The sequence below is a fragment of the Paenarthrobacter aurescens genome (assembly GCF_041549525.1).
GTDB lineage: Bacteria > Actinomycetota > Actinomycetes > Actinomycetales > Micrococcaceae > Arthrobacter > Arthrobacter aurescens.
The window spans coordinates 1,239,362-1,265,566 of the sequence record NZ_CP157456.1 but is presented as its reverse complement, the minus strand read 5'-3'; the positions used below and the strand labels follow the sequence as shown (position 1 = coordinate 1,265,566).

22 protein-coding genes and 3 pseudogenes are annotated in these 26,205 nt (G+C 62.2%); 7 read left to right on the top strand and 18 right to left on the bottom strand.

Features of this window, described 5'->3' with window-relative positions; translation table 11 throughout:
• Nucleotides 1-69: 69 nt before the first annotated feature.
• From eno to ABI796_RS05940, 16 genes and pseudogenes are all read right to left on the bottom strand, one after another.
• The gene (gene eno, locus ABI796_RS06015; protein ID WP_026542844.1) at nt 70-1,350 is read right to left on the bottom strand and encodes a phosphopyruvate hydratase; all 1,281 of its coding nucleotides are present in this window, start codon (nt 1,348-1,350) and stop codon (nt 70-72) included.
• 116 nt (nt 1,351-1,466) lie between these two features.
• Complete coding sequence (locus ABI796_RS06010) at nt 1,467-2,222, bottom strand: MazG nucleotide pyrophosphohydrolase domain-containing protein (protein WP_141283069.1); 756 nt, start codon at nt 2,220-2,222, stop codon at nt 1,467-1,469.
• Nucleotides 2,200-3,342, bottom strand: a complete 1,143-nt coding sequence (locus ABI796_RS06005) for an adenosine deaminase (RefSeq protein ID WP_141283070.1) — start codon at nt 3,340-3,342, stop codon at nt 2,200-2,202. The genes ABI796_RS06010 and ABI796_RS06005 overlap by 23 nt, the downstream gene beginning before the upstream one ends.
• Nucleotides 3,343-3,370: 28 nt before the next feature.
• Nucleotides 3,371-4,063: a DedA family protein gene (locus ABI796_RS06000; RefSeq protein WP_141283157.1), complete on the bottom strand. Its 693-nt coding sequence runs from the start codon at nt 4,061-4,063 to the stop codon at nt 3,371-3,373.
• A gap of 192 nt (nt 4,064-4,255) precedes the next feature.
• The gene (locus ABI796_RS05995) at nt 4,256-4,906 is read right to left on the bottom strand and encodes a DedA family protein (protein ID WP_141283071.1); all 651 of its coding nucleotides are present in this window, start codon (nt 4,904-4,906) and stop codon (nt 4,256-4,258) included.
• An 88-nt stretch (nt 4,907-4,994) separates the two neighbouring features.
• Entirely contained in the window at nt 4,995-6,305 is a 1,311-nt protein-coding gene (locus ABI796_RS05990) for a thymidine phosphorylase (protein ID WP_141283072.1), read from the bottom strand.
• Nucleotides 6,302-6,706 carry a cytidine deaminase gene (locus tag ABI796_RS05985; protein WP_141283073.1) on the bottom strand — a complete coding sequence of 135 codons (405 nt, stop codon included), beginning with the start codon at nt 6,704-6,706 and terminating at the stop codon, nt 6,302-6,304. The genes ABI796_RS05990 and ABI796_RS05985 overlap by 4 nt, the downstream gene beginning before the upstream one ends.
• 2 nt (nt 6,707-6,708) lie before the next feature.
• Nucleotides 6,709-7,998 (bottom strand): ABC transporter permease, encoded by a 1,290-nt coding sequence (locus ABI796_RS05980; protein WP_141283074.1) that lies wholly within the window; start codon nt 7,996-7,998, stop codon nt 6,709-6,711.
• The gene (locus ABI796_RS05975) at nt 7,995-9,335 is read right to left on the bottom strand and encodes an ABC transporter permease (protein WP_141283075.1); all 1,341 of its coding nucleotides are present in this window, start codon (nt 9,333-9,335) and stop codon (nt 7,995-7,997) included. The genes ABI796_RS05980 and ABI796_RS05975 overlap by 4 nt, the downstream gene beginning before the upstream one ends.
• Entirely contained in the window at nt 9,325-10,845 is a 1,521-nt protein-coding gene (locus tag ABI796_RS05970; RefSeq protein ID WP_141283076.1) for an ABC transporter ATP-binding protein, read from the bottom strand. The genes ABI796_RS05975 and ABI796_RS05970 overlap by 11 nt, the downstream gene beginning before the upstream one ends.
• 134 nt (nt 10,846-10,979) lie before the next feature.
• A pseudogene (locus ABI796_RS05965) lies at nt 10,980-12,219 on the bottom strand (BMP family protein).
• 113 nt (nt 12,220-12,332) lie between these two features.
• Nucleotides 12,333-13,346, bottom strand: coding sequence for an NADP-dependent oxidoreductase (locus ABI796_RS05960; protein ID WP_141283077.1), 1,014 nt, complete (start codon nt 13,344-13,346; stop codon nt 12,333-12,335).
• On the bottom strand, nt 13,343-13,774 hold the full coding sequence (locus ABI796_RS05955; RefSeq protein WP_141283078.1) for an organic hydroperoxide resistance protein: 432 nt from the start codon (nt 13,772-13,774) through the stop codon (nt 13,343-13,345). The genes ABI796_RS05960 and ABI796_RS05955 overlap by 4 nt, the downstream gene beginning before the upstream one ends.
• Nucleotides 13,775-13,827: 53 nt before the next feature.
• On the bottom strand, nt 13,828-14,262 hold the full coding sequence (locus tag ABI796_RS05950) for a MarR family winged helix-turn-helix transcriptional regulator (RefSeq protein ID WP_141283079.1): 435 nt from the start codon (nt 14,260-14,262) through the stop codon (nt 13,828-13,830).
• A gap of 108 nt (nt 14,263-14,370) precedes the next feature.
• The gene (locus ABI796_RS05945; protein ID WP_141283080.1) at nt 14,371-15,576 is read right to left on the bottom strand and encodes an amidohydrolase; all 1,206 of its coding nucleotides are present in this window, start codon (nt 15,574-15,576) and stop codon (nt 14,371-14,373) included.
• A gap of 111 nt (nt 15,577-15,687) precedes the next feature.
• Entirely contained in the window at nt 15,688-16,785 is a 1,098-nt protein-coding gene (locus ABI796_RS05940; RefSeq protein WP_373092941.1) for a mannose-1-phosphate guanylyltransferase, read from the bottom strand.
• 289 nt (nt 16,786-17,074) lie between these two features.
• On the opposite strand from ABI796_RS05940, the gene sdhC reads away from it, so the two are divergent.
• The 5 genes from sdhC (at nt 17,075) to ABI796_RS05915 (ending at nt 21,505) form a co-directional block, all read left to right on the top strand.
• On the top strand, nt 17,075-17,455 hold the full coding sequence (gene sdhC, locus ABI796_RS05935; RefSeq protein ID WP_011773978.1) for a succinate dehydrogenase, cytochrome b556 subunit: 381 nt from the start codon (nt 17,075-17,077) through the stop codon (nt 17,453-17,455).
• Between the two features lie 3 nt (nt 17,456-17,458).
• Entirely contained in the window at nt 17,459-17,920 is a 462-nt protein-coding gene (locus tag ABI796_RS05930) for a succinate dehydrogenase hydrophobic membrane anchor subunit (protein WP_017197835.1), read from the top strand.
• A gap of 100 nt (nt 17,921-18,020) precedes the next feature.
• Nucleotides 18,021-19,820 (top strand): succinate dehydrogenase flavoprotein subunit, encoded by a 1,800-nt coding sequence (gene sdhA / locus ABI796_RS05925; protein ID WP_017197834.1) that lies wholly within the window; start codon nt 18,021-18,023, stop codon nt 19,818-19,820.
• Nucleotides 19,820-20,602, top strand: coding sequence for a succinate dehydrogenase iron-sulfur subunit (locus tag ABI796_RS05920; protein ID WP_011773975.1), 783 nt, complete (start codon nt 19,820-19,822; stop codon nt 20,600-20,602). The genes sdhA and ABI796_RS05920 overlap by 1 nt, the downstream gene beginning before the upstream one ends.
• 126 nt (nt 20,603-20,728) lie before the next feature.
• On the top strand, nt 20,729-21,505 hold the full coding sequence (locus ABI796_RS05915) for a S9 family peptidase (RefSeq protein WP_141283082.1): 777 nt from the start codon (nt 20,729-20,731) through the stop codon (nt 21,503-21,505).
• 24 nt (nt 21,506-21,529) lie between these two features.
• Here ABI796_RS05915 and ABI796_RS05910 read toward each other — a convergent pair.
• Nucleotides 21,530-22,826: pseudogene (locus ABI796_RS05910) on the bottom strand (ABC transporter substrate-binding protein).
• A gap of 111 nt (nt 22,827-22,937) precedes the next feature.
• On the opposite strand from ABI796_RS05910, the pseudogene ABI796_RS05905 reads away from it, so the two are divergent.
• Nucleotides 22,938-23,753 (top strand): annotated as a pseudogene (locus ABI796_RS05905) (glycoside hydrolase family 43 protein); the annotation flags it as partial.
• A 102-nt stretch (nt 23,754-23,855) separates the two neighbouring features.
• The gene (locus tag ABI796_RS05900; RefSeq protein WP_373092939.1) at nt 23,856-26,036 is read left to right on the top strand and encodes a hypothetical protein; all 2,181 of its coding nucleotides are present in this window, start codon (nt 23,856-23,858) and stop codon (nt 26,034-26,036) included.
• 16 nt (nt 26,037-26,052) lie between these two features.
• On the opposite strand, the gene ABI796_RS05895 is transcribed toward ABI796_RS05900, so the two are convergent.
• Nucleotides 26,053-26,205 (bottom strand): hypothetical protein, encoded by a 153-nt coding sequence (locus tag ABI796_RS05895; RefSeq protein WP_170224891.1) that lies wholly within the window; start codon nt 26,203-26,205, stop codon nt 26,053-26,055.

Below are 26,205 nucleotides of genomic sequence, written 5' to 3'. Positions count from 1 at the left end.
GGAGTTAAACGAAAACCGGCGGCCATGGTCTTTCCACCATAGCCACCGGTTAGCTGTTTTCGCTGAAGGCTAGCCCTTGAAACGCGGGAACGCGCTGCGGCCGGCGTAACGTGCGGCGTCGTCGAGTTCCTCTTCGATGCGCAGCAGCTGGTTGTACTTGGCAACGCGCTCGGAGCGGGCCGGGGCACCGGTCTTGATCTGACCCGCGTTGGTGGCAACGGCGATGTCAGCAATGGTGGTGTCCTCGGTTTCGCCGGAGCGGTGCGAGGTGATGGTGGTGTAACCGGAACGCTGGGCCAGGGAAACGGCGTCCAGAGTCTCGGTCAGGGAACCAATCTGGTTGACCTTGACCAGCAGGGAGTTGGCCGTGGCCGTCTCGATGCCCTGCTGCAGGCGGACCGGGTTAGTGACGAACAGGTCATCGCCAACAAGCTGAACCTTGTCACCGATGGTGTCAGTGAGGGTCTTCCAACCTTCCCAGTCGTTCTCGTCCAGCGGGTCTTCGATGGAAACCAGCGGGTAGTCGGCAACGAGCTCGGCGTAGTAGGCGCTCATCTCGGTAGCCGAGAGTGCCTTGCCTTCGAACTGGTAAGCACCGTCCTTGTAGAACTCGGAGGAGGCAACATCCAAGGCGAGGGCAATGTCCGTGCCCGGGGTGTAGCCGGCGTTCTTGATGGCTTCCTGGATCAGGTCCAGTGCAGCGCGGTTGGACGGCAGGTTGGGAGCGAAGCCACCCTCATCGCCGAGGCCCGTGGAGAGGCCCTTTTCCTGGAGGACAGCCTTGAGGTTGTGGTAAACCTCAACGCCCCAGCGCAGGCCTTCGGAGAAGGTCTCGGCACCGATCGGGGCGATCATGAATTCCTGGATGTCAACATCGGAATCAGCGTGCGAGCCGCCGTTGAGGATGTTCATCAGCGGAACGGGCAGGACGTGGGCGTTCGGGCCGCCCAGGTACTTGTACAGCGGCAGGTCAGCAGAAGCTGCTGCAGCGTTGGCCACGGCCAGGGAAACACCCAGGATGGCGTTGGCGCCGAGCTTGCCCTTGTTGGGCGTGCCGTCCAGGTCAATCATGGCCTGGTCGATGCTGCGCTGGTCAGTGGCGTCGAAACCAATCAGGGCCGGGGAGATCTCGTCAATAACCGCGTCAACGGCCTTCTGGACACCCTTGCCGAGGTAACGGCCCTTGTCGCCGTCGCGAAGCTCAACAGCCTCGTGCTCACCGGTGGAGGCACCGGAGGGAACTGCTGCGCGGCCGATCTGGCCGTCGGAGAGCAGGACCTCAACTTCTACGGTCGGGTTTCCGCGGGAATCAAGGATCTCGCGTGCGTGGATGGCATCGATAAGCGCCATGGATGTGCTCCTTATGGGCGAATTACAGGAATGTGGAGGGAAATTCTCAACGTCCTCGTCGCTACTAGCGTAGTCCAGAGTGGCTTAGGTTACGGCACGGCTTCCAACGGCTCACGTCATGAAGGCGGTGCCTGGGTGTTCTGAAACGATCGAACCGCTGCACGAAGGGCCCGTTCGGCGTCGAGTCCTTGCTCCCGGGCACCGGCGACGACCGCCAGCAGCAGCTCACCGAGCGCCTCTTCCGAGGCAGGAACAGCAGCGAGCCCGACGCCGGCCAGCGCACCTTGGGCGTCAACGCTCAACCCCGCATCAACGTCCAGCCCTGCGCGGGCTGCCCTGTCCAACGACTTCTGGGCTGCCGCCAAGGCCGGGAGGTGCGGCGGAATACCTTCAAAGGGATCCTTCCGCTCCGGCTTCTCGGCCCGCTTGGCAGCATCCCACTTGACGATGATTTCCTCGACGCTGGACGGAAAACTGTCCTGCAGTGAACCGTCCGCCTTGAACACGTGCCGGTTGCGTCGGATCATCTTGTCGTTGATACCCCGGGCTACCGCAGCGAAATCAAAGCTGCCGCGCTCCTCGGCGAGCCGGGCGTGCAGCACTACTTGAAGCAGCACATCGCCCAGCTCGCCACGGAGCTCATCATCAACTGCGCCGGCTTCGATCGAGTCCACCACTTCATAGGCTTCCTCAATCAGGTACTCCACCAGCGACTCGTGCGTCAGCCCACCCATCCATGGGCAGTGCTCACGCAGTGCCGCAATGGTCCCCAGCAGCTCCCCAACCTCGCAAGCTCGGTCAGGGACCCCTGCTGCCGTGGGCCCACCCAGCAGCTGGTCCAGCGGAGAATCAGCCGAGGTTGGCGTAGGCATCGTTGATGTACTCAACCAAGGCTTCGCGCTCATCCAGCGGCAGGAAGGCTGCCTCTGCGGCGTTCAGTGTCAGTTCCAGCAGATCATCGAGGTCGTAATCGAAGGTCTCCACCAGGAGTTCGAACTCATCGGTGAGGGTGACCCCACTCATCAGGCGGTTGTCCGTGTTGATGGTGACGTTGAAGCCGAGCTGGAAAAGCATGTCCACCGGGTGGCTTTCAATGCCGTCGCCAAAGCCGGAAATGGCACCGGTCTGAAGGTTGGACGAAGGGCAGATTTCCAAGGCAATTCCGCGGTCGCGGACCCAGGCAGCCACGCTGCCGATGGTCACCATGCCCACGGTGTCCTCGCCGTCGTCGTCGGAGTTGTCTTCAAACTCCACCGAGATGTCCTCGGCGATCCGCACGCCATGGCCCAGGCGCAAAGCGCGCCCGTCCACCAATGCGGACTGGATGCTCTCAAGGCCGGCGGCTTCGCCTGCGTGGACCGTTGCCGGGAAGTTGTTCTCCGCCAAATAGGTGAAAGCGTCCTTGAAACGGGAGGGCAGGAAGCCGTCCTCGGCCCCGGCGATGTCAAAGCCCACTGCTCCGTTTGCCCGGTGGCGGACAGCGAGTTCGGCGATCTCCTGGCCGCGGTCAGCGTGGCGCATGGCAGTGATGAGCTGCCCAACCTGAATCTGCTGGCCGCGTTCTTCAGCGGACTCCATGCCGGCTTCAAGGCCGGTCTGAACTGCTTCAACAACCTCATCCAGGGTCAGGCCCTGCTGCAGGTGCTGTTCGGGAGCCCAGCGGACTTCGCCATACACCACACCGTCCTCAGCCAGGTCTTCCACGAATTCCTTGGCGACCCGGAACAGGCCTTCCTTGGTCTGCATGACGGCAACAGTGTGATCGAACGTTTCGAGGTAACGGACCAGCGAACCGGAGTCGGCGGATTCGCGGAACCATTCGCCCAGCGCCACGGGATCGGTGGAGGGCAGCGTGTGGCCGGCGGCCTCAGCCAGCTCAATAATGGTGGCCGGGCGGAGTCCTCCGTCCAGGTGATCATGGAGGGAAACCTTGGGCAGGCTCTTCAAATCGAAGTCAAGGGCAGGGGCAGCATCAAGAATGGGCTCAGTCACGTACTAACTGTAGGGGGACCGCTGTAGCTTAGCCAGCGGGTTTTGAGAGGTCCACGCCGGCGGCCGCCTTTTGCGACAGATCCGGGGACTCTTCTGCAGGGACCGTATTGCCTGCTGCCGCATCACGGGCCAGGTCCCGCTTCTCAAGGTACTTGTGCCACCAGCGAAGGGCGTGGTCCACCACAATGCCAAGGACCACTGCGAAGGCCACGGCAATTCCGACTCCCAGGAGCGGGTTGTGGTGCACCCATTGACCTGCCAGCAAGCCGATGCCGATGGAGTAGGCAACCCAGGTGATGCAGGCGAAAGCGTCCAACCAGAAGAACGTCCGGTGGCGGAAGCCGGTCTGTCCGGCCACGTAGTTCACAGCTACACGGCCCCAAGGAATGTACCGGGCCGTGAAAATGAGGACCGCGCCGCGCTTGTCCAGCTCATACTGCGCCCAGGCGAACATCTTTTGGACCTTGGGCCTGCGCATCCATTTCCAGCGGGTAAGACCGATTTTGCGGCCCAGCATGTAGGCCATGTTGTCCCCCGCCATGGCACCTATAAGAGCGGTGCCTCCCAGGATCCAGAGATTGGGCTCTCCACTGTGAAGAGACAGCGCCGAGAGGCCAACAATGGCTGTTTCGCTGGGAAGGATGGTGGCAAATCCGTCAATGAAGAAGAAGACCAGGAGTACCGGGTATATCCAGGGCTGCCCGGCTGCATGCTCGAGCATTTGGTTCAAAAACTCCACGCGACGGTAGCTCCTAGACGAATGTGACTTGACGATGTGACCGAAGTCGCTCTAGTGTCCCACGGCCGGGACGTCGTTCGCTACGTCCCAGCCAAGGGATCACACGCTTAACGCTATAGGTGCTGATAAGGTGCCGTCGTCAACCGCCGGGCTGATCTTCCGGGCCCGGCAACGTCATACCGTGGGTGGAGTGGGGGCGTCTTCCTCAGGGATGTTCTTGCCGTCCAGGGGAACGGATCCACGGACTTTGCTGATGATCCGGTCAATGATGATTCCCAGGATTACTGCCACCACGATCGCGATCACGGCGCCCAGCAGGTGGTTGTCCTCAAACCAGACACCAAAGAAGTAGCCAAGGATCACCGAGTAGGTGGCCCACAGGATGGCGGACATGGCCGTCAGGGCCACGAAGCGCCGGTGATGGAAGTGTGTGGCGCCGGCCGTCAGGTTCACTGCCACGCGGCCAATGGGGATAAAACGGGCCACCATGATCAGCGAGGCCGAGCGGCGGCGGAGTTCCTTGCCGGCCCAGCGGAAGGCGCCCTGCATTCGCTGGGTGCGCATCCATCGCCAGCGCTGGATGCCGATGTGCCGGCCGATGATGTACGCGATGTTGTCCCCGGAGAAAGCCCCCAAAGCGGCCATCACACCCAGCAGCCACACATTGGGTGAACCGCTGCTTCCGGAAACTGCGCTCAGGCCCACCACCACGGATTCGCTGGGAATAGGCGGGAAGAAACCATCTATCACGCAGCAAGCCAGCACCAGGAACAACACCCAAGGCTGCTCGGCTGCGGCGAGGATGAAATCGTTGATGCCCTGCACGGTTTCCTTACGGTTGCCGGCTCCCCCACAGGCGCCGGATGACTGGTGTTCCGGACCGTCCTTCGCGAACAGTCCGGAACACTTAAGCCTAGGCGATGCGGTCGATGATGAGCTGATGCGCCGGGCGTGAACCTTCGGGCGCGATCACCACCGCATCCTGGAGTGCTTCCTTTGCCCGATCAAATTTCTCCGGGGTGTCCGTCAGGAGCGTCATGAGCGGCTCCCCTGCACGGACCAATGCGCCGGGCTTGGCGTGCAGGCGCACGCCAGCTCCCGCTTGAACCTGATCCTCCTTGCGGGCCCGGCCGGCTCCGAGGCGCCAGGCGGCAACTCCCACGGACAAGGCATCCAGTTCCACCAGGACGCCGTCCGCCGGCGCGTAAACAGTCTCCGATTCCCTGGCCACCGGCAGGGCTGCCCGCGGATCTCCACCCTGTGCTTCGATCATCCGGTTCCAGACGTCCATGGCACGGCCGTCCTTCAGGGCTGCTGCGGGGTCGGCATCGTGGATGCCGGCACCGGCCAGCATCTCCTCGGCCAAGCGGACGGTCAACTCGACGACGTCTTCCGGACCGCCGCCCGCAAGGACCTCCACCGACTCCTCAACTTCAATGGCGTTACCGGCCGTCAGACCCAACGGCGTGGACATGTCCGTGATCAGGGCGACGGTGTGCACACCGGCGTCCTTGCCCAGAGCCACCATGGTCTCGGCAAGCTCCCGCGCCCGTGCTACATCCTTCATGAAAGCGCCGGAGCCTACCTTGACGTCCAGCACCAGCGAGCCCGTTCCTTCAGCGATCTTCTTGCTCATGATCGAGGAGGCAATGAGCGGAATGGCTTCAACAGTGCCGGTGACATCACGCAGGGCGTAGAGCTTCTTGTCCGCCGGAGCGAGACCGGAGCCTGCTGCGCAGATGACGGCTCCCACGTCCTGGAGTTGGGCCATGATCTCGTCGTTGCTGAGGTTGGCCCTCCACCCCGGGATGGCTTCAAGCTTGTCCAAGGTGCCGCCCGTGTGGCCCAACCCGCGGCCTGAGAGCTGCGGAACGGCGACGCCGAACACGGCCACGAGCGGGGCCAGCGGCAGCGTGATCTTATCCCCCACCCCACCGGTGGAGTGCTTGTCGCTGGTAGCCTTGCGGCCGCCGTCGGGCGTTGTCAGGGACGAAAAGTCCATCCGCTCGCCCGAGGCGATCATGGCCGAGGTCCAGCGGGAGATCTCCGCGCGATCCATGCCGTTGAGCAGGATGGCCATGTTCAGTGCCGCCATCTGTTCCTCGGCGATCACCCCGCGGGTGTAGGCATCAATGGTCCAGTCGATCTGCTCGGGAGTGAGGGTGCCCTTGTCCCGCTTGATGGAAATGATCTGGACGGCGTCGAACGCTTCGGTGCTGGTCACGTAGTTTCCTCCAGGTGTTCAGGACCAAAGGCATCAGGCAGCACCTGGTCCATGGATTTGATTCCCTGCGTTGTCATGAGCTGCATTCCCGGCGCCCTGAATTCGTACAGCAACTGACGGCAGCGCCCGCACGGCATGAGGATGTTGCCTTGGCCGTCCACACAATAGAATGCTGCGATCCTGCCGCCGCCTGTCATGTGGAGCTGGCCCACCAACGCGCATTCGGCGCAGAGTGTCAGCCCGTAGCTGGCGTTCTCCACGTTGCAGCCGCTCACAATCCGGCCGTCCTCGGTGAGGGCCGCAGCCCCCACCGGGAACTTCGAGTACGGCGCATAAGCATTGCGCATGGCGTGCTTTGCCGCTTCTTCCAGCGCCTGCCAATCGACGTCATTCGCCGGCATGGTCAACCCTTCACGTACGGTATGCCGCTTGCGGCCGGTGGCCGCGACTTACCCACCAGACCGGCGACGGCGAAGATGGTCACCACGTACGGCAGCATGGCCATGAACTGGCTCGGGACCGGGGTGCCGATGATGCCCAGGATGGACTGCAGGTTGTAGGCAAAGCCGAACAACAGCGAAGCCAGGAAGGCACCGATGGGGTTCCACCGGCCAAAGATCAACGCCGCCAAGGCAATGAAGCCCCGGCCACCGGAAATGTCCTTGGTAAAGGAGTCGATGGTTACCAGGGTGAACACGGCACCGCCGATCCCTGCGATGGCGCCACCCAAGGTGACGTTCCAGAAACGGGTTGCGTTGACGTTGATGCCCAGCGTGTCAGCAGCTTGCGGGTGCTCACCCACGGCGCGGACCCGCAGGCCCCAGCGGGTCTTGAACAGGCCGAACCACACCACGGCCACGGCAATGTACATGAGGTAGCCCGCGATGGACTGCTCAAACAGGATGGGGCCGATGATGGGGATATCCGAAAGCAGCGGGATGGGCAGGATATCCAGCCGGCCCGGGGTGTTGAACTGCTCTTTGTTGGGAACCATCAAAGTGCCGTAGAGGAAGCCCGTGAGGCCGGAGACCAACACGTTCAGCACCACGCCCACAATGATCTGGTTGACCAGGTACTTGATGCTGAAGACTGCCAGGACCATGGACACGGCAGCACCGGCAGCAGCGGCTGCAATAAGCCCGATGTACGGGCTGCCCGTCATGGTGGCTACCAGTGCGGCCGTAAAGGCACCGCCCAGGAGTTGGCCCTCGATGGCAATGTTCACTACACCCACACGCTCACAGAGCACACCGGAGAGCGAACCGAACACCAACGGCACCGCCAGGGTGACAGAACCTGCCACCAAGCCGGCCAGCGAGATGGACGGCTGGCGGGCTCCGGCCACGATCCACACGAGCAGCGCGAACACAAACACCACGGCGAAGGCGATCGGCAGCCACTTTGGTGAGCGCTCCCCCTGCGTCCAGAGGTAGATGGAGTAGGCGGCCATGGCAAGGAGCAAGATGCCGAAGACTACCCCGCCCACCTGCCCCGGGATCATGAGGGCAGGAACCGCCACGGCGTCACCAGCATCGCTGATCTTCATCTCGGCGGTCTGGTCCGGGCCCAGGAAACCGAAGAAGACCAACGCAATCAGGGCAAGAATGCCGAGCGAGAGCGGGACTTTCATGGAAGGCCGGAACGCGGGCAGTGCCGTTGAACCCGACTTCGGAGCGGTAGTTGTCGCGCTCATTTGGCACCTCCGGAGGCGTTGACCAGGGCAGCCTTGGGAGCCGCTTTCGGTGTCTTCTTTTTCTTCTTGGGCTCAAGCCGGAAGATCGACTTGATGAGCGGCGGTGCGGCAATGAACAACACGATCAGGGACTGCACTACCAGCACAATGTCAATGGGCGTTCCGGTCTGAATCTGCATCTGCACGGCCCCTGCACGGAAGGCTCCGAACAGCAGGCCGGCAAAGAACGTCCCCCAGGGAGTACTGCGTCCCAGCAGGGCAACAGTGATGGCGTCAAAGCCGATCTGGGCAGCGACGCCGCCGGTCAGCACCTTTTCCGTGCCGGCCACCTGGGCAATACCGCCAAACGCAGCAAGGGCACCGGCCATGGCCATCACCAGGATGGTGGCGCGGGAAACCTTAACGCCGGCGGTCCGTGCCGCCACAGGGTTTGCACCTACGGCGCGGAACTCAAAGCCGATGGTGGACCTGTTCAGCAGCCACCACACACCGAAAGTCAGCGCTATGGCTACCAGGAAGCCCATGTGGAGACGGGATCCGGGGATGAGGACGGGGAACGTTGCCGATTCGTCCAGGCGTGGTGAAATGGGGCTGCTGTCCCCCGGGCGCCGGAACGCTGCGGTGTTCAGCAGGAAGTCCAGCAGGAACAATGCCACGTAGTTCAGCATGATGGTCACGATCACCTCGTGGGCACCGGTCCGTGCTTTGAGGACGCCAACAATGCCGCCCCACACAGCGCCTCCCAGGACACCCATGATGATCACCACCAGCAGGTGCAGGCCGAACGGCAGGTGCCAGGCGAAGCCAACATAGGCTGCCAGCGTGGCACTGATGATGATCTGGCCCTGCGCACCGATGTTGAACAGGCCGGCGCGGAATGCCAGGGCAACGCCAAGGCCGGCGCAGATCAGGGGCGTTGCCACGGTCATGGTTTCCAGCAGTGGTGCCAGCCCCTGGCGGGGGTTGAAAACCGAACCCTGGAAGAGGGCTACGTAACTCTCGGTCATGGCTGCCCACAGCGCACTCAGGAAATCCGTGGGGCGCGCGAACAGGTAACCTGCTGTCTTGGCAACCTGTGCATCCGTGCTGGCAATCAGAAGACCACCGAGGAACAGCGCCACAATAACGGCAAGGACGGAGACGAATCCGTTGCCCATCACAATTCTGCGAACGACGCTGCCTTGCTGATGGCCCGTGTCCCCGCTCTGGGAAGAGACGGGCACGATGGAAGGTTCCAGCATGCCGCCTGCGGTATCGAGGGAGACGTCTGCGGCACGGACTTCGGAGGTGGATTCCTCGGGTGTGCGGTCCTTGTTCGACTCGTCGTTAGTTGTCATCGGAGCCTCCTTCAGGGCCGACGCCGGCCATCATCAAGCCAAGGGTGTCGCGGGATGTTCCGGCAGGGACGATTCCCACGAGCTTGCCTTTGTACAGCACGGCAATCCTGTCTGCGAGTTCAATGACCTCATCCAGTTCAGTGGAAACGATCATGACCGGCGTTCCGACGTCGCGCTCGGCAACAATGCGTTTGTGCAGGAACTCAATGGAGCCAACATCCACGCCACGGGTGGGCTGGCTGGCGATGAACAACCGCAGCGGCCGGGACAGCTCCCGGGCCATGACCACTTTCTGCTGGTTACCGCCGGACAGTGTTCCGGCTGCCGAGGATGCGGAGGGTGTACGGATATCAAATTCTTCAATCTTGGCCTTGGCATGTTCGGCAACCTTGGCCGGTTTCATGCTGATACCGCTGGCAAACGGCGCTTGGTCATACAGATCCAGCACCAGATTCTCCGCCACCGAGAACGGCCCCACCAGGCCGTCCACTGTCCGGTCTTCCGGGACAAAGCCGACGCCCGAACGCAGGACATCCTTCACGGGCAGGCCCAGCAATTGCTTGCCGTCCAGCGTCACCGAGCCTGTGACGTGGTCCTGAATGCCCAGGATCGCCTCGGTCAGTTCCGTTTGGCCGTTGCCTTGGACACCGGCGACGGCGAGGATCTCGCCTTGGGCGATCTCGAAGCTGATCCCGTCCACCACGTTGGTGCCGTTGGCCGCACGCACAGTGAGGTTCTCCACCACGAAAGTGGTTTCCTTCCGCTGCGCAGGTGCCTTGTTCAGGCTCAGGCTGACGGGGCGGCCCACCATCATGGAGGCCAGCTCAGTGGCTGATGCCGTGGGTGGAGCATCCCCCACCACCTTGCCGCGGCGTATGACGGTGATGACGTCCGAGACAGCTTTGACTTCACGCAGTTTGTGCGAAATGAACACGATGGACGTGCCGCCGGCTTTGAGCTGACGCATGATGTCCAGGAGTTCATCGGTTTCCTGCGGCGTCAGTACGGCTGTGGGCTCGTCCAAAATGAGGACCCTGGCTTCGCGCACCAGCGCCTTGATGATCTCCACACGCTGCTGAACTCCCACAGGAAGGTCCTCAACCAGGGCATCGGGATCCACGTCAAAGCCGTATTGGTTCGAGATTTCCCGGATCTTCTTCCGGGTTTCTTCAATGCTGAGGACGCCGCCGAACGTGGTGGGCTCAGCACCCAGAGCCACGTTTTCTGCCACCGTAAATACGGGGACGAGCATGAAGTGCTGGTGCACCATACCGATTCCCGCTGCCATGGCGTCACCTGGCCCACGGAAATTAACGGGCTGGCCATCTACCAGGATCTGGCCGGCCGTGGGCTCGTACAGTCCGTAGAGGACGTTCATGAGGGTTGATTTGCCGGCACCATTTTCGCCCAGGAGGCAATGGATCTGGCCGGATTCGACCACGAGGTCGATGTCTTGGTTGGCGTAGAAGGTCCCGAAGGCTTTCGAGATCCCCTTCAATTCGAGTTTCACAACTCCCACCGTTCTGTGTGTCCGAGGGACGGCTGCACTGCTCCAAAGCCGCTGGCTTTGGAGCCCAGCCTAGTCAGGGCAAAAACGCGCCGCCAGTACCGGGGCTCGGTACTGGCGGCGCGTCCGGGAATTGCTTACTTCTTGGGGCTCGATTCAGACTCAACAACCAGCTTGCCGGACACGATGTCCGCCTTCAGGGCATCGAGCTCGGACTTGGTTTCGGCCGAGACTGCGGAGTCGAGGTCATGGAACGGGGCGAGTGCAACGCCGTCGTTCTCCAGGGTGCCAACGTAGGCTTCGTTGTTGAACTTGCCTTCCTTGTCATCCTTCACCACGGCTTCAACGGCCTCGCCCATCTGCTTGACCACGGAGGTCAGCATGAGGTCCTTGTACTCGGGAGCGGTGAGGTAGCCATCGGAGTCAACCCAGATGAGCTTGACGTCCTTACCGGCTGCCTTGGCTTCCTTCAGCGCGGCGCCTGCACCCTTGCCCACCGGTCCGGCTACGGGCATGATGATGTCCGCGCCCTGGTCCAGGAGGTTGAGGGTGACCTGCTTGCCGGTGTCCTGCTTCTCGAAGTCGCCGGTGAAAGAACCATCCTTGGTGTTCTTGTCCCAGCCAACAACCTGAACGTTCTTGTCCTTGGCCTTGTTGTACGCCTGGACGCCGTCGTAGAAGCCGTCCATGAAGATGGTCACCGTGGGGATCTTGATGCCGCCGAAGGTACCCACCTTGCCGGTCTTGGTCGTAGCGGCAGCTGTGTAACCAGCCAGGAAGGCGGCTTGCGCGGTGTCGTAGACGATCGGCTTGACGTTGGCGATCGGAGCCTCGTACGAGTAGTCGACGATCGCGAAGTGCTTGTCCGTGTTCTTCTCAGCGGCAGCCTTGGTGGCATCGCCCAGGAGGAAGCCGACGGTAACCGTCAGGTTGCAGCCGGCGGAGATCATGCCGTTGAGGTTGGTTTCGAAGTCGCTGTTTGCCTTCGATTCGGCCGACCGGACCTGGATACCGAGATCCGTTTCGGCCTTCTTCAGGCCCTCGAAGGAGGACTGGTTGAAGGACTGGTCATCGAATCCGCCGGAGTCCGAAACGATGCAGCCAAGGAAGTCACTCTTGGTGGCGGTGCCGGAACCAGCGTCGGGGGGCCTGGCCACATCCGCTCAGCAGGAGCGCTGCTGCGCCGAGGGTGGCAACACCGGCCATGGAACCGCGCTTCAGGGTGGCACGCAGTGGTTTCTTCAATTTTCCTCCAGGAAGAAAGTGATTGGCGCTACGACGGATGGTCAATGAGTGTCCGTTTCCTATACCTGAGGCAGAAATTCTGTTTTCACTGATGCTCGCAGCTGCGCCGAAGCGCATTGATGAAACCAACACTAGTGGCCTAAAACACACCCAGCTACCACAAAGGATCACTCCGGGTCAGATTGTTGACCTTTTGTTACCAAGCAGTAGCCGGGTGTGCAAGTCACACGTGAGTCACCTGTGGATTAGAGGCGTACCAGCATCTTTCCGGTGTTGGCGCCGTCCAACAGATCGATGAAAGCCTGCGGCGCGTTCTCCAGGCCATCCACGATTGTTTCGTCGTAGCTGACGGAGCCATCGGCCAGCCAACCGGCCATCTTCTGCGCGAATTCAGCGGCGTGCTGACGCTGACCGCCCACCAGGAATCCGCGGAGGGTCAGCTGCTTCCCGATTGCCACGGCCAGGTTCCGGGGCGCCACTGCAGGTTCGGTGGAGTTGTACTGGGCAATGGCACCGCACATGGCTACGCGGCCACCGACGGTCAGCGTAGCCAGGGCTGCCTCGAGGTGCTCGCCACCGACGTTATCGAAGTACACGTCAATCCCGCGCTCCCCCGCCGCTTCCCGCAACTGGTCCAGCACCGGGGCGTCGTTGTAGTTGAAAGCTGCGTCAAAGCCGAGTTCCAAAAGCCTGGCCACCTTCTCCGGCGATCCCGCACTGCCAATGACCTTCGAGGCACCCATGGCCTTGGCGATCTGGCCCACCATGGAGCCCACGGCACCTGCGGCACCGGAGACGAACACCACGTCGCCTTCCTTGAACTCAGCCACTTTCAGCAGGCCGGCGTAGGCGGTCAGGCCGGTCATGCCCAGCGCGCCAAGGAACGCGGAGGTGGGGGCCAGCCCTGAGGGAACCGGCGTGGTTGCTGCTGCGTCCACTACGGAGTGCTCACGCCACCCCAGTTGATGCACGACGACGTCACCCACCTTGTGCGCGTCCGAACGGGACGCAATCACCTCACCTACCGCACCGCCGTCGAGCGCTGCATCCAGGCGGAACGGCGCCGAGTAGGACTTGACGTCATTCATGCGGCCGCGCATGTAGGGGTCCACGGACATGAACTGGTTCTTCACCAGGAGCTGGCCTTCGGCGAGCTCGGGAAGCTGCGCCGTTGCCAGTCGGAAGTTCTCCGGAGCAGGGCGGCCAACGGGGCGTGAAGCCAACTGGATTTCGCGGGTCTCGCTTGCCACGGCGCTCATGCTGCGAACTCCACGAGCTTCAAGTCAACGGCCATGTTGCCGCGGGTTGCGTTGGAGTAGGGGCAAACCTGGTGCGCTTTGTGCATCAGCTGCTCGGCCGTTTCACGGTCCAGCGCGGGCAGGGCGATTTCCAGTTCAGCAGCGAGGCCGAAGCCTTCGCTGTCTGTCAGCGGGCCGATGTGGATCCTGGCTGCGACGGCCGAGTCCGTCAGGTCAGCGCGTTCCTTCCGGCCAACCAGACGCAAAGCAGAGTGGAAGCACGCGGCGTAACCGGCAGCGAACAACTGCTCCGGGTTGGTGCCTTCGCCGTTGCCACCCAACTCTTTGGGGCTGGCGAGTGCGACATCCAGCTTGCCGTCGTTGGTGCGGGCGTTGCCGTCGCGGCCTTCGCCGGATGCCAAGGCCTCGGCAGTGTAAAGAGTCTTCATGGTGTTTCCGTTCTCTTCGGGAAGGGATATCCCGGGATTTTCCGGGAGGTCTATCAGAGTGAGCTGTTCAGGGCTGAGGTGAGCTTGCCGAGGGTGGCGTGTAGCTGCCCGATTTCCTCGGGTGTGAGCCCGGCGGCGTCCGCGAGGCGCTGTGGCACAGCCTGGGCGCGGTCGCTCAAGGCAGTACCGGCGTCGGTCAGGACAACGTCCACCCGGCGCTCGTCCTCGGCCGAGCGGCGGCGTTCCACCAGCCCCATCGCTTCCAGTCGCTTCAGCAGGGGTGACAGCGTGCCGGAGTCCAGGCCGAGTTCGGCACCGAGTTCACGGACGCTGCGCGGTTCCTGCTCCCAGAGCACCAGCATCACCAGGTACTGGGGGTACGTCAGTCCGAGGTCCTCCAGAACGGGGCGGTAGACCGCCGTCGCTGCTTTGGACGCCGAGTACAGCGCAAAGCAAACCTGGTGGCGGAGGCGGGGTGCATCACTCATGACTAAAACGATAGTGCACAATTCAATTGTGCACAACTCATTACCGGGGAAAGCGCGCACTGAGCCGCATTCAGGCGCTCCCTGGAGCCCTGAATGCGACTCAGTCAGTTACTGCTCGAGGTCGCGGATGGTACGCAGGGCAGCTGCGGTCAGGACGCGGATGGCGTAGCCAAGGGCACGCTCGTCAACAATGAAATCGCCGCGGTGGAGGTCGTACTCTTCGCCCCCCGGCGTGTGCGTTCCCAAGCGCATCATGGCTCCGGGGAGATCGGCAAGGAACCAGGCGAAATCCTCCCCACCCATGGACTGCGGGGTGAGGACCACTGCATTCTCACCCAACTCCGCACGGGCAGAGGCCTCGATCAGGGCCGTCTCATGCTCGGAGTTCACTACAGGCGGCACGCCGCGGGTGTGTTCCAGGTGGACGTCCACGCCGTACGGCGCGGCAACCTGCCGCACCACATCGTCCAGCAGCTCCCCCGCACTGTGCCAGGCATCGCGATCCAGGCAACGCATGGTGCCGGCCATGTAGCCGGTGCCCGGGATGGCGTTCGGTGCAGAACCTGCGGAAATCTGGCCCCAGACCACCGAGACGCCGCTGCGGACATCCACCCGCCGGGACAGGACAGCCGGAACATTGACCGCGATTTGAGCCAGCGCGAACACCAGGTCCTCGGTCAGGTGCGGCCGGGACGTGTGTCCCCCACGGCCGGAGAGTTCAATCTTGATGGTGTCCGAGGCCGAGGTGATGGCACCGATGCGGGTACCGATCTGGCCCACATTAATCCGGGGGTCACAGTGCAGCGCCAGGATACGCGGCACACCCTCAAGCACCCCCTGCTCAATGCAGGACAACGCACCGCCGGGCATCGTTTCCTCAGCAGGCTGGAAAATAATCCGCACCGTGCCGCCCAACGGATTATTCTTGTGCATCCGCTGCAGCGTCAAAGCAATGCCGAGCATGGCCGTGGTGTGGACATCGTGCCCGCAAGCATGGGTGACGCCGTGGTTCTTCGAGGCGAACGGCAGGCCCGTTTCCTCAATGATGGGCAAGGCGTCAATGTCCCCGCGAAGGGCTGTGGCAATGGGCCCCTCGCCCACGTCTACGGTCAGCCCGGTCTCCTCCAACCGCCGCGGCTTCAGTCCGGCTGCTTCCAGACGCTCCACCAGCATGTCAGTGGTGCGGAATTCCTTGAAGGACAACTCCGGGTGCGCATGGAGGTCACGACGGAATTCGATGAGTCCTGGGAGCAGTTCATCAACCCAAGGACTCACAACGGGAGCGGGCTCGGTTTCAGTGGTGTAATTGCGCACGTCACAACTCTAGCCATGCACGGCTCGCTAAGAACGAAAGCCACCTCTTGGTTACGCCGCGTTCAGACGCAGGACAACCAAAGAGGTGGCTCACGGTATAAGGCAAATGTTCTACAGCACGTCCGTGTCGCCGCTGGCCTTGAGGGCATCAACGGTGCCCTTGACCAGTTGGGCGTGCTCCTTGGTGGTGACCAGGAGGGCGTCCGGCGTGTCCACAATGACCACGTCCTTGATGCCGATCAGCGCGATCACGCGCTTGGTATCGGAAACCACCACGCCGCTGGCGTTCTCAGCGAACACCCGTGCGCCTTCGCCAAGCACTGTGACTTCATCAACGTCACCTGCGTTGTTGAGGCGGCCGATCGCGGCGAAGTCGCCAACATCGTCCCAGCGGAAGGTGCCAGGCACGACGGCGACGTCCCCGGCTTCCGCTGCGGGCTCGGCCACGGCGTAGTCAATGGCAATTTTCGGCAACGTGGGCCACACGCGGGCAGTGACCTCGGCGCGCTGCGGAGTATCCCAGGCCTCGGCGATTTCCTCTAGCCCCTTGAACAGTTCCGGCTGGTTGGCCTCCAGGTGCCTGAGCATGAGCGCCACGGGAGCCACGAACATGCCGGCATTCCAGACGTAGTCCCCGGCCTCCACGTACTTGTTGGCCACTTCCTGGCTGGGCTTCTCCACAAACTCCGCAACAGCAAGAGCATTCGGGGCGCCGTCCACATTCAGTGCCGCGCCGGAGCGGATGTATCCGAATCCGGTGGAGGGGTGGGTCGGCTTGATACCAATGGTGACGATCTTGCCGGTGGCGGCAGTAAAGATGGCCTCGCGCACGGTCTCTTGGAAGAGGTTGTCCGGGCTGATGACCTGGTCCGCAGCGAAGGAACCCATGATGGTGTCCGGATCGCGGCGGTAGAGAATGGCGGCGGCCAGGCCGATTGCGGCACCGGAGTCCTTGGGCTCGCTCTCGAGTACCAGCTCGTCATCCCCGATCTCGGGGAGCTGGCGGCACACGGCGGCGCGGTGTGCCTCGCCGGTAACAACAAGGACCCGTTCACCGGCCAGAGGTTCCAGGCGGTCATAGGTAGCCCTCAACAACGTGCTGCCGGAACCGGTCAGATCGTGGAGGAACTTGGGCGCAGCGGCACGCGAGAGTGGCCACAACCGGGTCCCCACACCGCCCGCCGGAATAACCGCATGGAAGCGGTTCATTGGCGATTCCGGGTATTTCGCGTCTTCTGTACTCACCGCAACACTTTATCCTGTGCCGACGGGAAGCCCCGCAGCAGGACACACGTGTGGCGTTCGTCTCAGGCATTGAGCAAAATCGCCTGAATATGGGCGGGAAACATGGAATTAACAAGCAAAGAAGCCCGTCCTAAATTGAATATGCTGTTAGCGAAGCCTAGATTTAGGCGTGAGCTACGAGTGCTCTCGCAGCAGGCGTTCCCCCCGCGTGGATCCCATGCCAGCGCCGCTGTGTTGCAGGAAGGTTTAATCAGTGCCGACAAAACCAGCTGGCACCTTGTACCGCGGCCGTGAAGGCATGTGGTCCTGGGTTGGACACCGCATTACAGGTGTAGTGATCTTTTTCTTCTTGTTGGTCCATGTGCTGGACACCTCATTGGTGCGCGTGTCCCCTGAGGCCTACACCGCCGTCATTGGCGCCTACAAGAACCCCCTTATGGCCCTGGGTGAAACGGGCCTGGTCGCCGCGATCATTTTCCACGCCTTCAACGGCCTGCGTGTGATCGCCATCGATTTCTGGAAGAAGGGCGCGAAGTACCAGCGCCAGTTGCTGTGGGTTGTGCTTGCACTGTGGCTTGTCACGTTCGCAGGCTTCGCCATCCGCCACCTTTCCCTCGCGCTGGGAGGCCACTAAGCCATGACAACCATTGAATCTCCGCGCAGCGGGAAGATCGCGCCGAAGTACAACCGCACCGGCTCCAGCCGTGGCAACTTTGAGATGATCGCCTGGCTGTTCATGCGCCTGTCCGGCATCGTCCTGGTGGTGCTGATCTTCGGCCACCTGTTCGTGAACCTGCTGGTGGGCGAGGGCATCCACGCAATCGACTTCGGTTTTGTTGCCGGCAAGTGGGCCGATCCGTTCTGGCAGTTCTGGGACCTCGCCATGCTGTGGCTTGCCATGCTGCACGGCACCAACGGCGTCCGCACCATCATCAACGACTACGCCGAGAAGGACTCCACGCGCTTCTGGCTCAAGATGGTCCTCTACGCGGCCACCCTGGTCATCATCATCCTCGGCACGCTGGTGATCTTCACCTTCAACCCGTGCCCCGTCGTCGACGGCGTCCAGTTGCCTGGCGGTTTCTGCCCGGCCCCGTAGCGGCGCCTTCCGGGCTGCTCCCCCGAGCAACCCGGTTCGCCTCACGTAGCGGAGCAGCCTCCGCCGACCATCTGAATTTTTGAAAGAGAGAGCATCTGGTATGCAGGTCCATAAGTACGACGTCGTCATTGTCGGTGCAGGTGGCGCCGGCATGCGCGCCGCGATCGAATCCGGTCAGCGAGCACGCACCGCGGTACTGACCAAGCTCTACCCCACCCGATCGCACACCGGTGCGGCCCAGGGTGGAATGTGCGCAGCACTGGCCAACGTCGAAGAAGACAACTGGGAGTGGCACACCTTTGACACCATCAAGGGTGGCGACTACCTGGTTGACCAGGACGCAGCCGAGGTCATGGCGAAGGAAGCCATTGACGCCGTGCTGGACCTGGAAAAGATGGGTCTGCCGTTCAACCGCACCCCCGAGGGCCGGATTGACCAGCGTCGCTTCGGCGGCCACACCCGTGACCACGGCAAGGCTCCGGTCCGCCGCGCCTGCTACGCCGCAGACCGTACCGGCCACATGATCCTTCAGACGCTGTACCAAAACTGCGTCAAGCACAACGTTGAGTTCTACAACGAGTACTACGTCCTTGACCTGCTGATCGTCGAAGAAGACGCAGTACGCGAAGACGGAACCCCGTACAAGCAGAAGCGTGTTGCCGGCGTGGTCTCCTATGACCTCGCTTCCGGTGAACTGCACGTCTTCCAGGCCAAGTCCGTGGTGTTCGCATCCGGCGGCGCCGGCAAGGTCTTCAAGACCACCTCCAACGCCCACACCCTCACCGGTGACGGCATGGGCATCGCATTCCGCCGTGGTATCCCCCTGGAAGATATGGAGTTCTTCCAGTTCCACCCGACCGGCCTGGCCGGCCTGGGCATCCTCCTTACCGAGGGTGCACGCGGTGAAGGTGCCATCCTGCGTAACTCCGAGGGTGAACGCTTCATGGAGCGCTACGCCCCCACCATCAAGGACCTCGCACCCCGTGACATCGTGGCCCGCGCCATGGCAAACGAAGTGCGTGAAGGCCGCGGTTGCGGTCCGAACAAGGACTACGTCCTCCTGGACCTGACCCACCTTGAGCCTGCACACATCGAGGCCAAACTTCCGGACATCACGGAGTTCGCCCGCACCTACCTGGGTGTTGAACCGTTCACGGATCCCGTTCCCGTGTTCCCCACGGCGCACTACGCCATGGGCGGCATCCCCACCAACATCACCACTGAAGTGCTCCAGGACAACGACACCATTGTCCCGGGTCTCTACGCAGCCGGTGAAGTTGCCTGCGTTTCCGTGCACGGCTCAAACCGCCTCGGCACCAACTCGCTCCTTGACATCAACGTTTTTGGTAAGCGCGCCGGCATCGCCGCGGCCGAGTACTCCAAGACCGCTGACTTCGTTGAGCTGCCCGAGGATCCCGAGGCAATGACCCGCGGCATCCTGGATGGCCTGCTCAGCGGCAACGGCACCGAGCGCGTTGCGCAGATCCGCAAGGAACTGCAGGACACCATGGATGCCAACATGCAGGTGTTCCGCACCAAGGAATCCCTGGAGCAGGTCCTCCGCGACATCGCTTCCTTCGAAGAGCGTTACAAGCACGTCACGGTTCAGGACAAGGGCAAGCGCTTCAACCTGGATCTCCTGGAAGCCGTGGAACTGGGCTTCCTCCTGGACATGGCCAAGGTCATGACCGTTGGTGCGCTGCACCGTGAAGAGTCCCGTGGTGGCCACTACCGCGAAGACTTCCCGGACCGCAATGACGAAAAGTTCATGAAGCACTCCATGGCCTACCTGGACACTTCCGTCACCGTCGACTCCTCGGCGGAATCCGTTGCGGGCATCCGTCTTGAGACGAAGCCCGTGATCTTCACCCGTTACGAGCCGATGGAGCGTAAGTACTAATGACGACCGAAATGGCAGAGCCCGCTTCCAAGATCGAGCTCCCGGCAAGCGTTGCAGGCGACGGTGAAATTCCCACCTTCCACATCACGCTGCGCGTACGCCGCTACGATCCCGAAATCTCGGACGAAGCACGCTGGGATGACTACAAGCTGACCATGTACGGCACGGACCGCGTGTTGGATGCCCTCCACAAGGTCAAGTGGGAAATCGACGGCAGTGTTTCCTTCCGCCGCTCCTGCGCACACGGTGTTTGTGGCTCCGACGCCATGCGCATCAACGGCCGTAACCGCCTCGCCTGCAAGACGCTGCTGAAGGACCTGGACACCACCAAGCCCATCACCGTCGAGCCAATCAAGGGCCTCCCCGTGGAGAAGGACCTGATTGTGGACATGGAACCCTTCTTCCAGTCCTTCCGCGAAGTCATGCCGTTCCTGATCAACAAGGGCCACGAGCCCACCAAGGAACGCCTGCAGTCCGTTGAAGACCGTGAGCGCTTTGATGACACCACCAAGTGCATCCTGTGCGCAGCCTGCACCTCGTCCTGCCCGGTCTTCTGGACCGATGGCCAGTACTTTGGTCCGGCAGCGATCGTGAACGCCCACCGCTTCATCTTCGATTCCCGCGATGATGCCGGCGACATGCGCTTGGAGATCCTGAACGACAAAGAAGGCGTGTGGCGTTGCCGCACCACCTTCAACTGCTCGGAAGCATGCCCCCGTGGCATCCAGGTGACCCAGGCAATCGCCGAGGTCAAGCAGGCCATTCTGGCCCGCAAGATCTAGTTCACCTTTCTTTCAAAGAACAAGCACGACGACGACGCCGCTCACCACTGATGGTGAGTGGCGTCGTCGTCGTTAATCACTTGCCCAAACCTTCACCGCAAATCCCCCCAACTCAAGGAGACCAACGTGTCACGTTCTGAGAAGATCAGCTTCACGGGAAGCACCGGCGATACCTTGGCCGGAGTCGTGGACGTGCCCGAGGGTCCTGTGCGCGGGTGGGGCTTGTACTCCCACGGCCTGACACTGGGCAAGGACAGCCCCGCGGCATCCCGGATCTGCAAGGGGCTCGCGGAGCAGGGCGTTGGCATGCTGCGCTTCGACAACCTGGGGTTGGGTGGCTCGGCCGGTGAATGGTCTGCGGGCTCCTTCAGTGTCAAGGTAGCCGACACGATCCTGGCAGCGAACTTCATGCAGGAACAAGGCCGGGGAATCTCCCTGCTGGTTGGTCATTCCTTCGGCGGCGCCGCAGTGCTGGCCGCAGCCCGCGATATTCCCGGCCTGAACGCCGTGGTCACCGTTGCCGCACCTTACGAGCCCAAGCATGTCGAGCACATGTTCGACACCGAGATCGACTCCATCCTCCGCGATGGCAGTGCCGTGGTGGACCTGGGCGGCAGGCCCATGGAAGTTCGGCGCCACTTTGTGGAGGACGTGGAACGCGCGGATCTGCGGGACTGCATCCGAACCCTTCACAAACCGCTGATGGTGATGCACTCCCCCACGGACAACACCGTGGGGATTGACAACGCCAGCGAGATTTTCCGCACCGCCCGGCACCCCCGGAGTTTCATCTCCTTGGAAGGCAGCGAACATCTCCTCACCGGGAAAGGCCAAGCCGCCCGTGTGGCACGGATTATTAGTGCGTGGGCAGATCCGTACCTTGAGGTCCGAGACGCCGGCTAAGGCACCGCCTGTCCAACTGGGCGCCTACTTGCCGATGGCCGCTTTGCTTTCGCTCAACCACTGCTCGGCGGCCTTCTCCGGGTTCAGCCTCTTGAACAGGACCTCGGTGTTGATGCGTGCCGTGATCTCGCTGACGGCCGTTGAGCCGGTGGGACCGATGAATGTTGGCGCGAACTCCATCTTGCCGATCTGGTCGATGTAGGCTGCTTCCACCTTGCCCTGAGGTGTCAGAAGGTCTTGGATGGCCGTGCGCATGCCGGAGTTGCTGGGCACGCCGCGGTCGCTCTGGATGATCTTGGCAGCAGCCTCATTGTTGACGAGGAAGCTGACCAGCTTGGCTGCAGCGTCCGTGTGCTTGCTGCGGGCGGAGATGGTGTAGAACTGCGATGACTGAAGCCAGATGCCGGGGGTTGGGGTCTCGCCGGGCAGTTTGAGCAGCTTGAGTTCAGCGCCGGAGGCTTTGCTGAGGGCGGTCAAGGAGTTGGTCCAGGTGAGCATCATGCCGGCCTGCCCCATCCCCATGAGTGTCTGCTCTGTGCTGACGTTGAGCTTCTCCACAGTTTCTGAAGCACTGGGGGCTGCCCCGGACTCACTGAGCTTGACGGAGAAATCGAAGTAATCCTGAACGGTCTCCTTGCTCAGACCCAGCTGGCCATCCTGCGTGTACAGGGATTCGCCGCGTTGGCGGGCGAAGGCATCAAGTGAATCATGGGTGAGGACGGTAGCCGTGCCGTAGGTCCCTTTGGGGCTCTTGGCAGTGATGTCCGCAGCGGTCTTGGCGAAGTCATCCCAGGACCATTTGCTGTCATCCGGAATGGCTACGCCGGCAGCTTGGAAGACGGCTGGGTTGACCACGATGGCCAGGGCATTGGCGCCTGTGGAGACACCGTACTGCTTACCTTGCACCTGACCGTTTTCAAGGGCTCCCTGATCCATTTTGGAGAGGTCCAACGGCCCTTCAACCTTGGCGAGGTCCAGCAGCGCGCCACGGTTGGCGTATTCCGCCGGGTAGGCGCCACCCATGGTGATCACATCCGGGGCATCGTTTGCAGCCACCTGGGTGGCCAATTTGTCGAAGTACCCTCCGATGTCGCCGTATTCCGGCTTGACCTTAATGTTGGGATTGGCTGCCTCGAATTCCTTGATGGCCTTGTTGGTCGGCACGGGTGGCATTGCCCCACCAGGAAAACCGAATCTCAACCGGGCCGTCTTCCGGCTGGTTGGACGAAGAGCCGGAACACGCTGTGGTGAGCCCAAGCAGGCTCACTGCGGTGATGAATGCCATGGATTTCCGGATGCTGCGGAGAGATTTACGCGCCATTGAGTAAGCTTCTTTCGATCTTGAGAAAACGGTTCCTGAAACGTATCAAGACGGTGTATATTCGTCAATAGTTTCCACCGTGAACTATTTAGGCCTGCAAAGGAGCACGCTTTGACCTACCACTTGGAACAGATTCAGATCCGGGACCCCTTCGTAGTTACCTTGCAGGAATCCGGGGAATATCTACTCTTCGGAAGCACTGACAAGAACATTTGGTCAGGACCGGCCACGGGCTTCGACTGCTACCGAAGCACCGATCTGGAGACGTGGGAGGGGCCCTTCGAAGCCTTCCGCCCATCCCCCGATTTCTGGAGCCACGAGCAGTATTGGGCGCCCGAGGTCCATGAGTACCACGGGCGGTATTTTATGTTTGCAACGTTCACCGCTCCTGGGCATGTCCGGGGAACGCAGGTACTTGCAGCGAACAAGCCAGAGGGCCCCTATGAGCCATGGAGCGATGGTCCGGTCACTCCCGGCGACTGGGAGTGCCTGGACGGAACGCTCCATGTGGACTATGAAGGGAACCCGTGGCTGGTGTTCTGCCACGAGTGGAAGCAGGTCCACGACGGCACCATGATGGCGCAGCGGCTTGGCCCTGACCTGCGGACCGCTGAGGGTGAACCGGTCTTCCTCTTCAGTGCTTCGGAGGCTCCATGGGCCCGAGCACTGGATATACCTGCGGTCGGTGACAGGGAGCTCCCGGTCTACGTCACCGACGGCCCGTTCCTCTTTCGGCTTTCCAGCGGGAAGCTCATCATGCTCTGGTCCAGCTTCGGCGATCAGGGCTACGCCATGGGAATTGCCCGGAGCGAATCCGGAACAGTGCTGGGCCCGTGGAAGCAAGAGGAAGAGCCGCTGTGGGGCAGCGATGGCGGGCACGGGATGATCGGCCGGACGTTGGACGGCGGCCTGTTCCTCACTCTTCATCAGCCCAACAAAAGTCCGCACGAGCGGGCGGCGTTCTTCCCGCTCAGAGAACTGGAGGACACGGTGGTCCTGGAGTCGAGCGTCCCTTCCGGGGGTTCCAGCATTGATCGCAAGGCATTGGTTCAGCACCACAACGTCCACCAGGAACGCCTCGACCCTCGAAGCCCTGTGTCAGTGGGCAACGGCGAGTTTGCGTTCACCATGGATCTCACCGGGCTGCAGTCATTCCCGGACGAATACCCCGTGGGCGCGCGCGACGAGCTGCCACCGGGAACATTGCTCGGCACTCAAGCGCAGTGGGGTTGGCACTCGGTTCCGCCACCGGAGGCCTACCACTTGGCTGGTTCCACCGTCCTCTACGATTCGCCGCGAGGCCCTGTGCCTTACGTGGATATGGTGGGCGACATCGTCAACGACCGCGAGACGGACACCTCCCGGGCAGAAACATGGCTCCGCGCTAACTCCCATCGGCTGGATCTGGGTCGCATTGGCTTCCGCTGGATGGAGGACGGAACCGAACGTCCGCTCATCCCAGCAGACATCACCGGCACTGAACAAACGCTGGATCTCTGGACAGGAGTGGTGACAAGCCGGTTCACCGTAGCTGGGCACCCGGTGAAGGTCACGACGGCGTGCCACCCGGACCGCGATGAGCTCGCCTTCCGCGTGGAGTCGCCGGCGCTTGGTGCCGGCTTGGTTGTGGGCATGGGATTCCCGTACGGTTCCGAAGCCTGGCATGATGCCGCGGACTGGAACAGCCCGGACGCGCACACCACAACGCTGAGCGAACCATTGCCCGTGCAAGACCACCACGCCATCGGAGTGTGGACAGCCCACCGCGAACTGGACGATTCCCGCTACCAAGTGTTGATCACCGGTGAGGACCTGGCGGTGGAACAGGCCGAACAACACAGGCTACGGGTCTCCCCCAGCGATTCCGATGGCGTCCTGGACTTCACCGTTGCTTTCGTCTCCGCCGGGGATGGTGACTGCATCCCCAGAGGCAACAACAGGCACCCCAGCCGAGCACACCAGCCAACCCGCTCCACGGAGGCGGGCAACGGCGTCGGGCTTTCTCCCGCGCGTCGCGTGGAGAACGCATCTGCAGCCTTCTGGCCGGAGTTCTGGTCCTCGGGCGGGGCAATCGAGCTTGATGCCACAGATGATCCCCGGGCGAAGGAACTGGAGCGCAGGATCGTGTTGTCCCAGTACCTGACGGCCATCAATTGTTCAGGCTCGTTGCCGCCCCAAGAGACCGGGCTGGTCTGCAATTCCTGGCGTGGCCGCTTCCACCTGGAAATGCACTGGTGGCATGCCGCCCACTTTGCGCAGTGGAATCGTGCGGAACTGCTGCTCCCCTCCCTCAGGTGGTACTCCACAGTTCTGGAGACTTCACGGCAAACGGCCAAGACTCAGGGATTCGACGGCGTCCGCTGGCCCAAGCAGGTTGGTCCGGATGGGCGGGAAAGCCCCAGCCCTATCGGCACCTTCTTGATTTGGCAGCAGCCCCACCCCATCTACTTGGCAGAGCTGGTGTACCGTGCAGATCCGAGCCGGGAAGTATTGGAGGAGTTCGCAGAGATCGTGTTCGAATCGGCTGCCTTCATGGCCAGCTTTGCGCATCCCACCTCACGCGGGTTTGAGCTGGGCCCACCCCTGATTCCGGCGCAGGAAAGCTACGGCTCCATCCGGGCCAAGGTCATCAATCCCACGTTTGAACTGGCGTACTGGCAGTGGGGCCTCCGGACTGCTGCCACCTGGCGCGACCGGCTGGGGCTCGAACCCGTGCAGGAATGGTTGGACGTGGCCGATGGGATGGTTCCGCCCCGGGTCATTGACGGGGTTTATGCTGCGATCGATGTGGAGCCCTTCACCCTGCGCACCGACCACCCTTCCATGCTGTGCGCCCTCGGAGTCCTCCCGCAGACCGATCTCATTGATCCGGCCATCATGCGAAAGACCCTCTCCAGCGTTCTGGCGGACTGGGCGTGGGAAAGCACATGGGGTTGGGACTATCCCGTAATGGCCATGACCGCCGCGCGGCTTGACGACCCTGAGGCCGCAGTCGATGCGCTCCTGGTGGGCGTCGGTAAGAACACATTTCTTGCCAATGGCCACAATCGCCAAACCGACTCCCTGCCGCTCTATCTACCGGGAAACGGTGGACTGCTCGCTGCCGTTGCACTCATGGCGGCCGGCTGGGACAACGGACCAGAACGTCACGCGCCTGGGTTCCCTGAGAACTGGACGGTTGTTTGGGAGGGGCTGGTCAAGGCACCTTAGCCAAGCAACGCAGGGGCTAACCGCGACGAGGGCCCAAGGCAGCGCCAACCAGGGCCCCCAGTCCCACGCCGAGGAGGATGCCCAAAAAGGGTGAATTGAAGACCAACTGGCCAACAATGAGTCCGGCCGCAGCCCCGAGCAGACATGCAATCCACAGTTGGTTGTTCAT

Excerpts from the sequence above, each read along its gene's own strand:
- eno (WP_026542844.1), bottom strand. The coding sequence starts at position 1,350 with ATGGCGCTTATCGATGCCATCCACGCACGCGAGATCCTTGATTCCCGC.
- ABI796_RS06010 (WP_141283069.1), bottom strand. The coding sequence starts at position 2,222 with ATGCCTACGCCAACCTCGGCTGATTCTCCGCTGGACCAGCTGCTGGGT.
- ABI796_RS06000 (WP_141283157.1), bottom strand. The coding sequence starts at position 4,063 with ATGCTCGAGCATGCAGCCGGGCAGCCCTGGATATACCCGGTACTCCTG.
- ABI796_RS05985 (WP_141283073.1), bottom strand. The coding sequence starts at position 6,706 with ATGCCGGCGAATGACGTCGATTGGCAGGCGCTGGAAGAAGCGGCAAAG.
- ABI796_RS05980 (WP_141283074.1), bottom strand. The coding sequence starts at position 7,998 with ATGAGCGCGACAACTACCGCTCCGAAGTCGGGTTCAACGGCACTGCCC.
- ABI796_RS05975 (WP_141283075.1), bottom strand. The coding sequence starts at position 9,335 with ATGACAACTAACGACGAGTCGAACAAGGACCGCACACCCGAGGAATCC.
- ABI796_RS05960 (WP_141283077.1), bottom strand. The coding sequence starts at position 13,346 with ATGAGCGCCGTGGCAAGCGAGACCCGCGAAATCCAGTTGGCTTCACGC.
- ABI796_RS05955 (WP_141283078.1), bottom strand. The coding sequence starts at position 13,774 with ATGAAGACTCTTTACACTGCCGAGGCCTTGGCATCCGGCGAAGGCCGC.
- ABI796_RS05950 (WP_141283079.1), bottom strand. The coding sequence starts at position 14,262 with ATGAGTGATGCACCCCGCCTCCGCCACCAGGTTTGCTTTGCGCTGTAC.
- ABI796_RS05940 (WP_373092941.1), bottom strand. The coding sequence starts at position 16,785 with ATGAACCGCTTCCATGCGGTTATTCCGGCGGGCGGTGTGGGGACCCGG.
- ABI796_RS05930 (WP_017197835.1), top strand. The coding sequence starts at position 17,459 with ATGACAACCATTGAATCTCCGCGCAGCGGGAAGATCGCGCCGAAGTAC.
- sdhA (WP_017197834.1), top strand. The coding sequence starts at position 18,021 with ATGCAGGTCCATAAGTACGACGTCGTCATTGTCGGTGCAGGTGGCGCC.
- ABI796_RS05920 (WP_011773975.1), top strand. The coding sequence starts at position 19,820 with ATGACGACCGAAATGGCAGAGCCCGCTTCCAAGATCGAGCTCCCGGCA.
- ABI796_RS05895 (WP_170224891.1), bottom strand. The coding sequence starts at position 26,205 with ATGAACAACCAACTGTGGATTGCATGTCTGCTCGGGGCTGCGGCCGGA.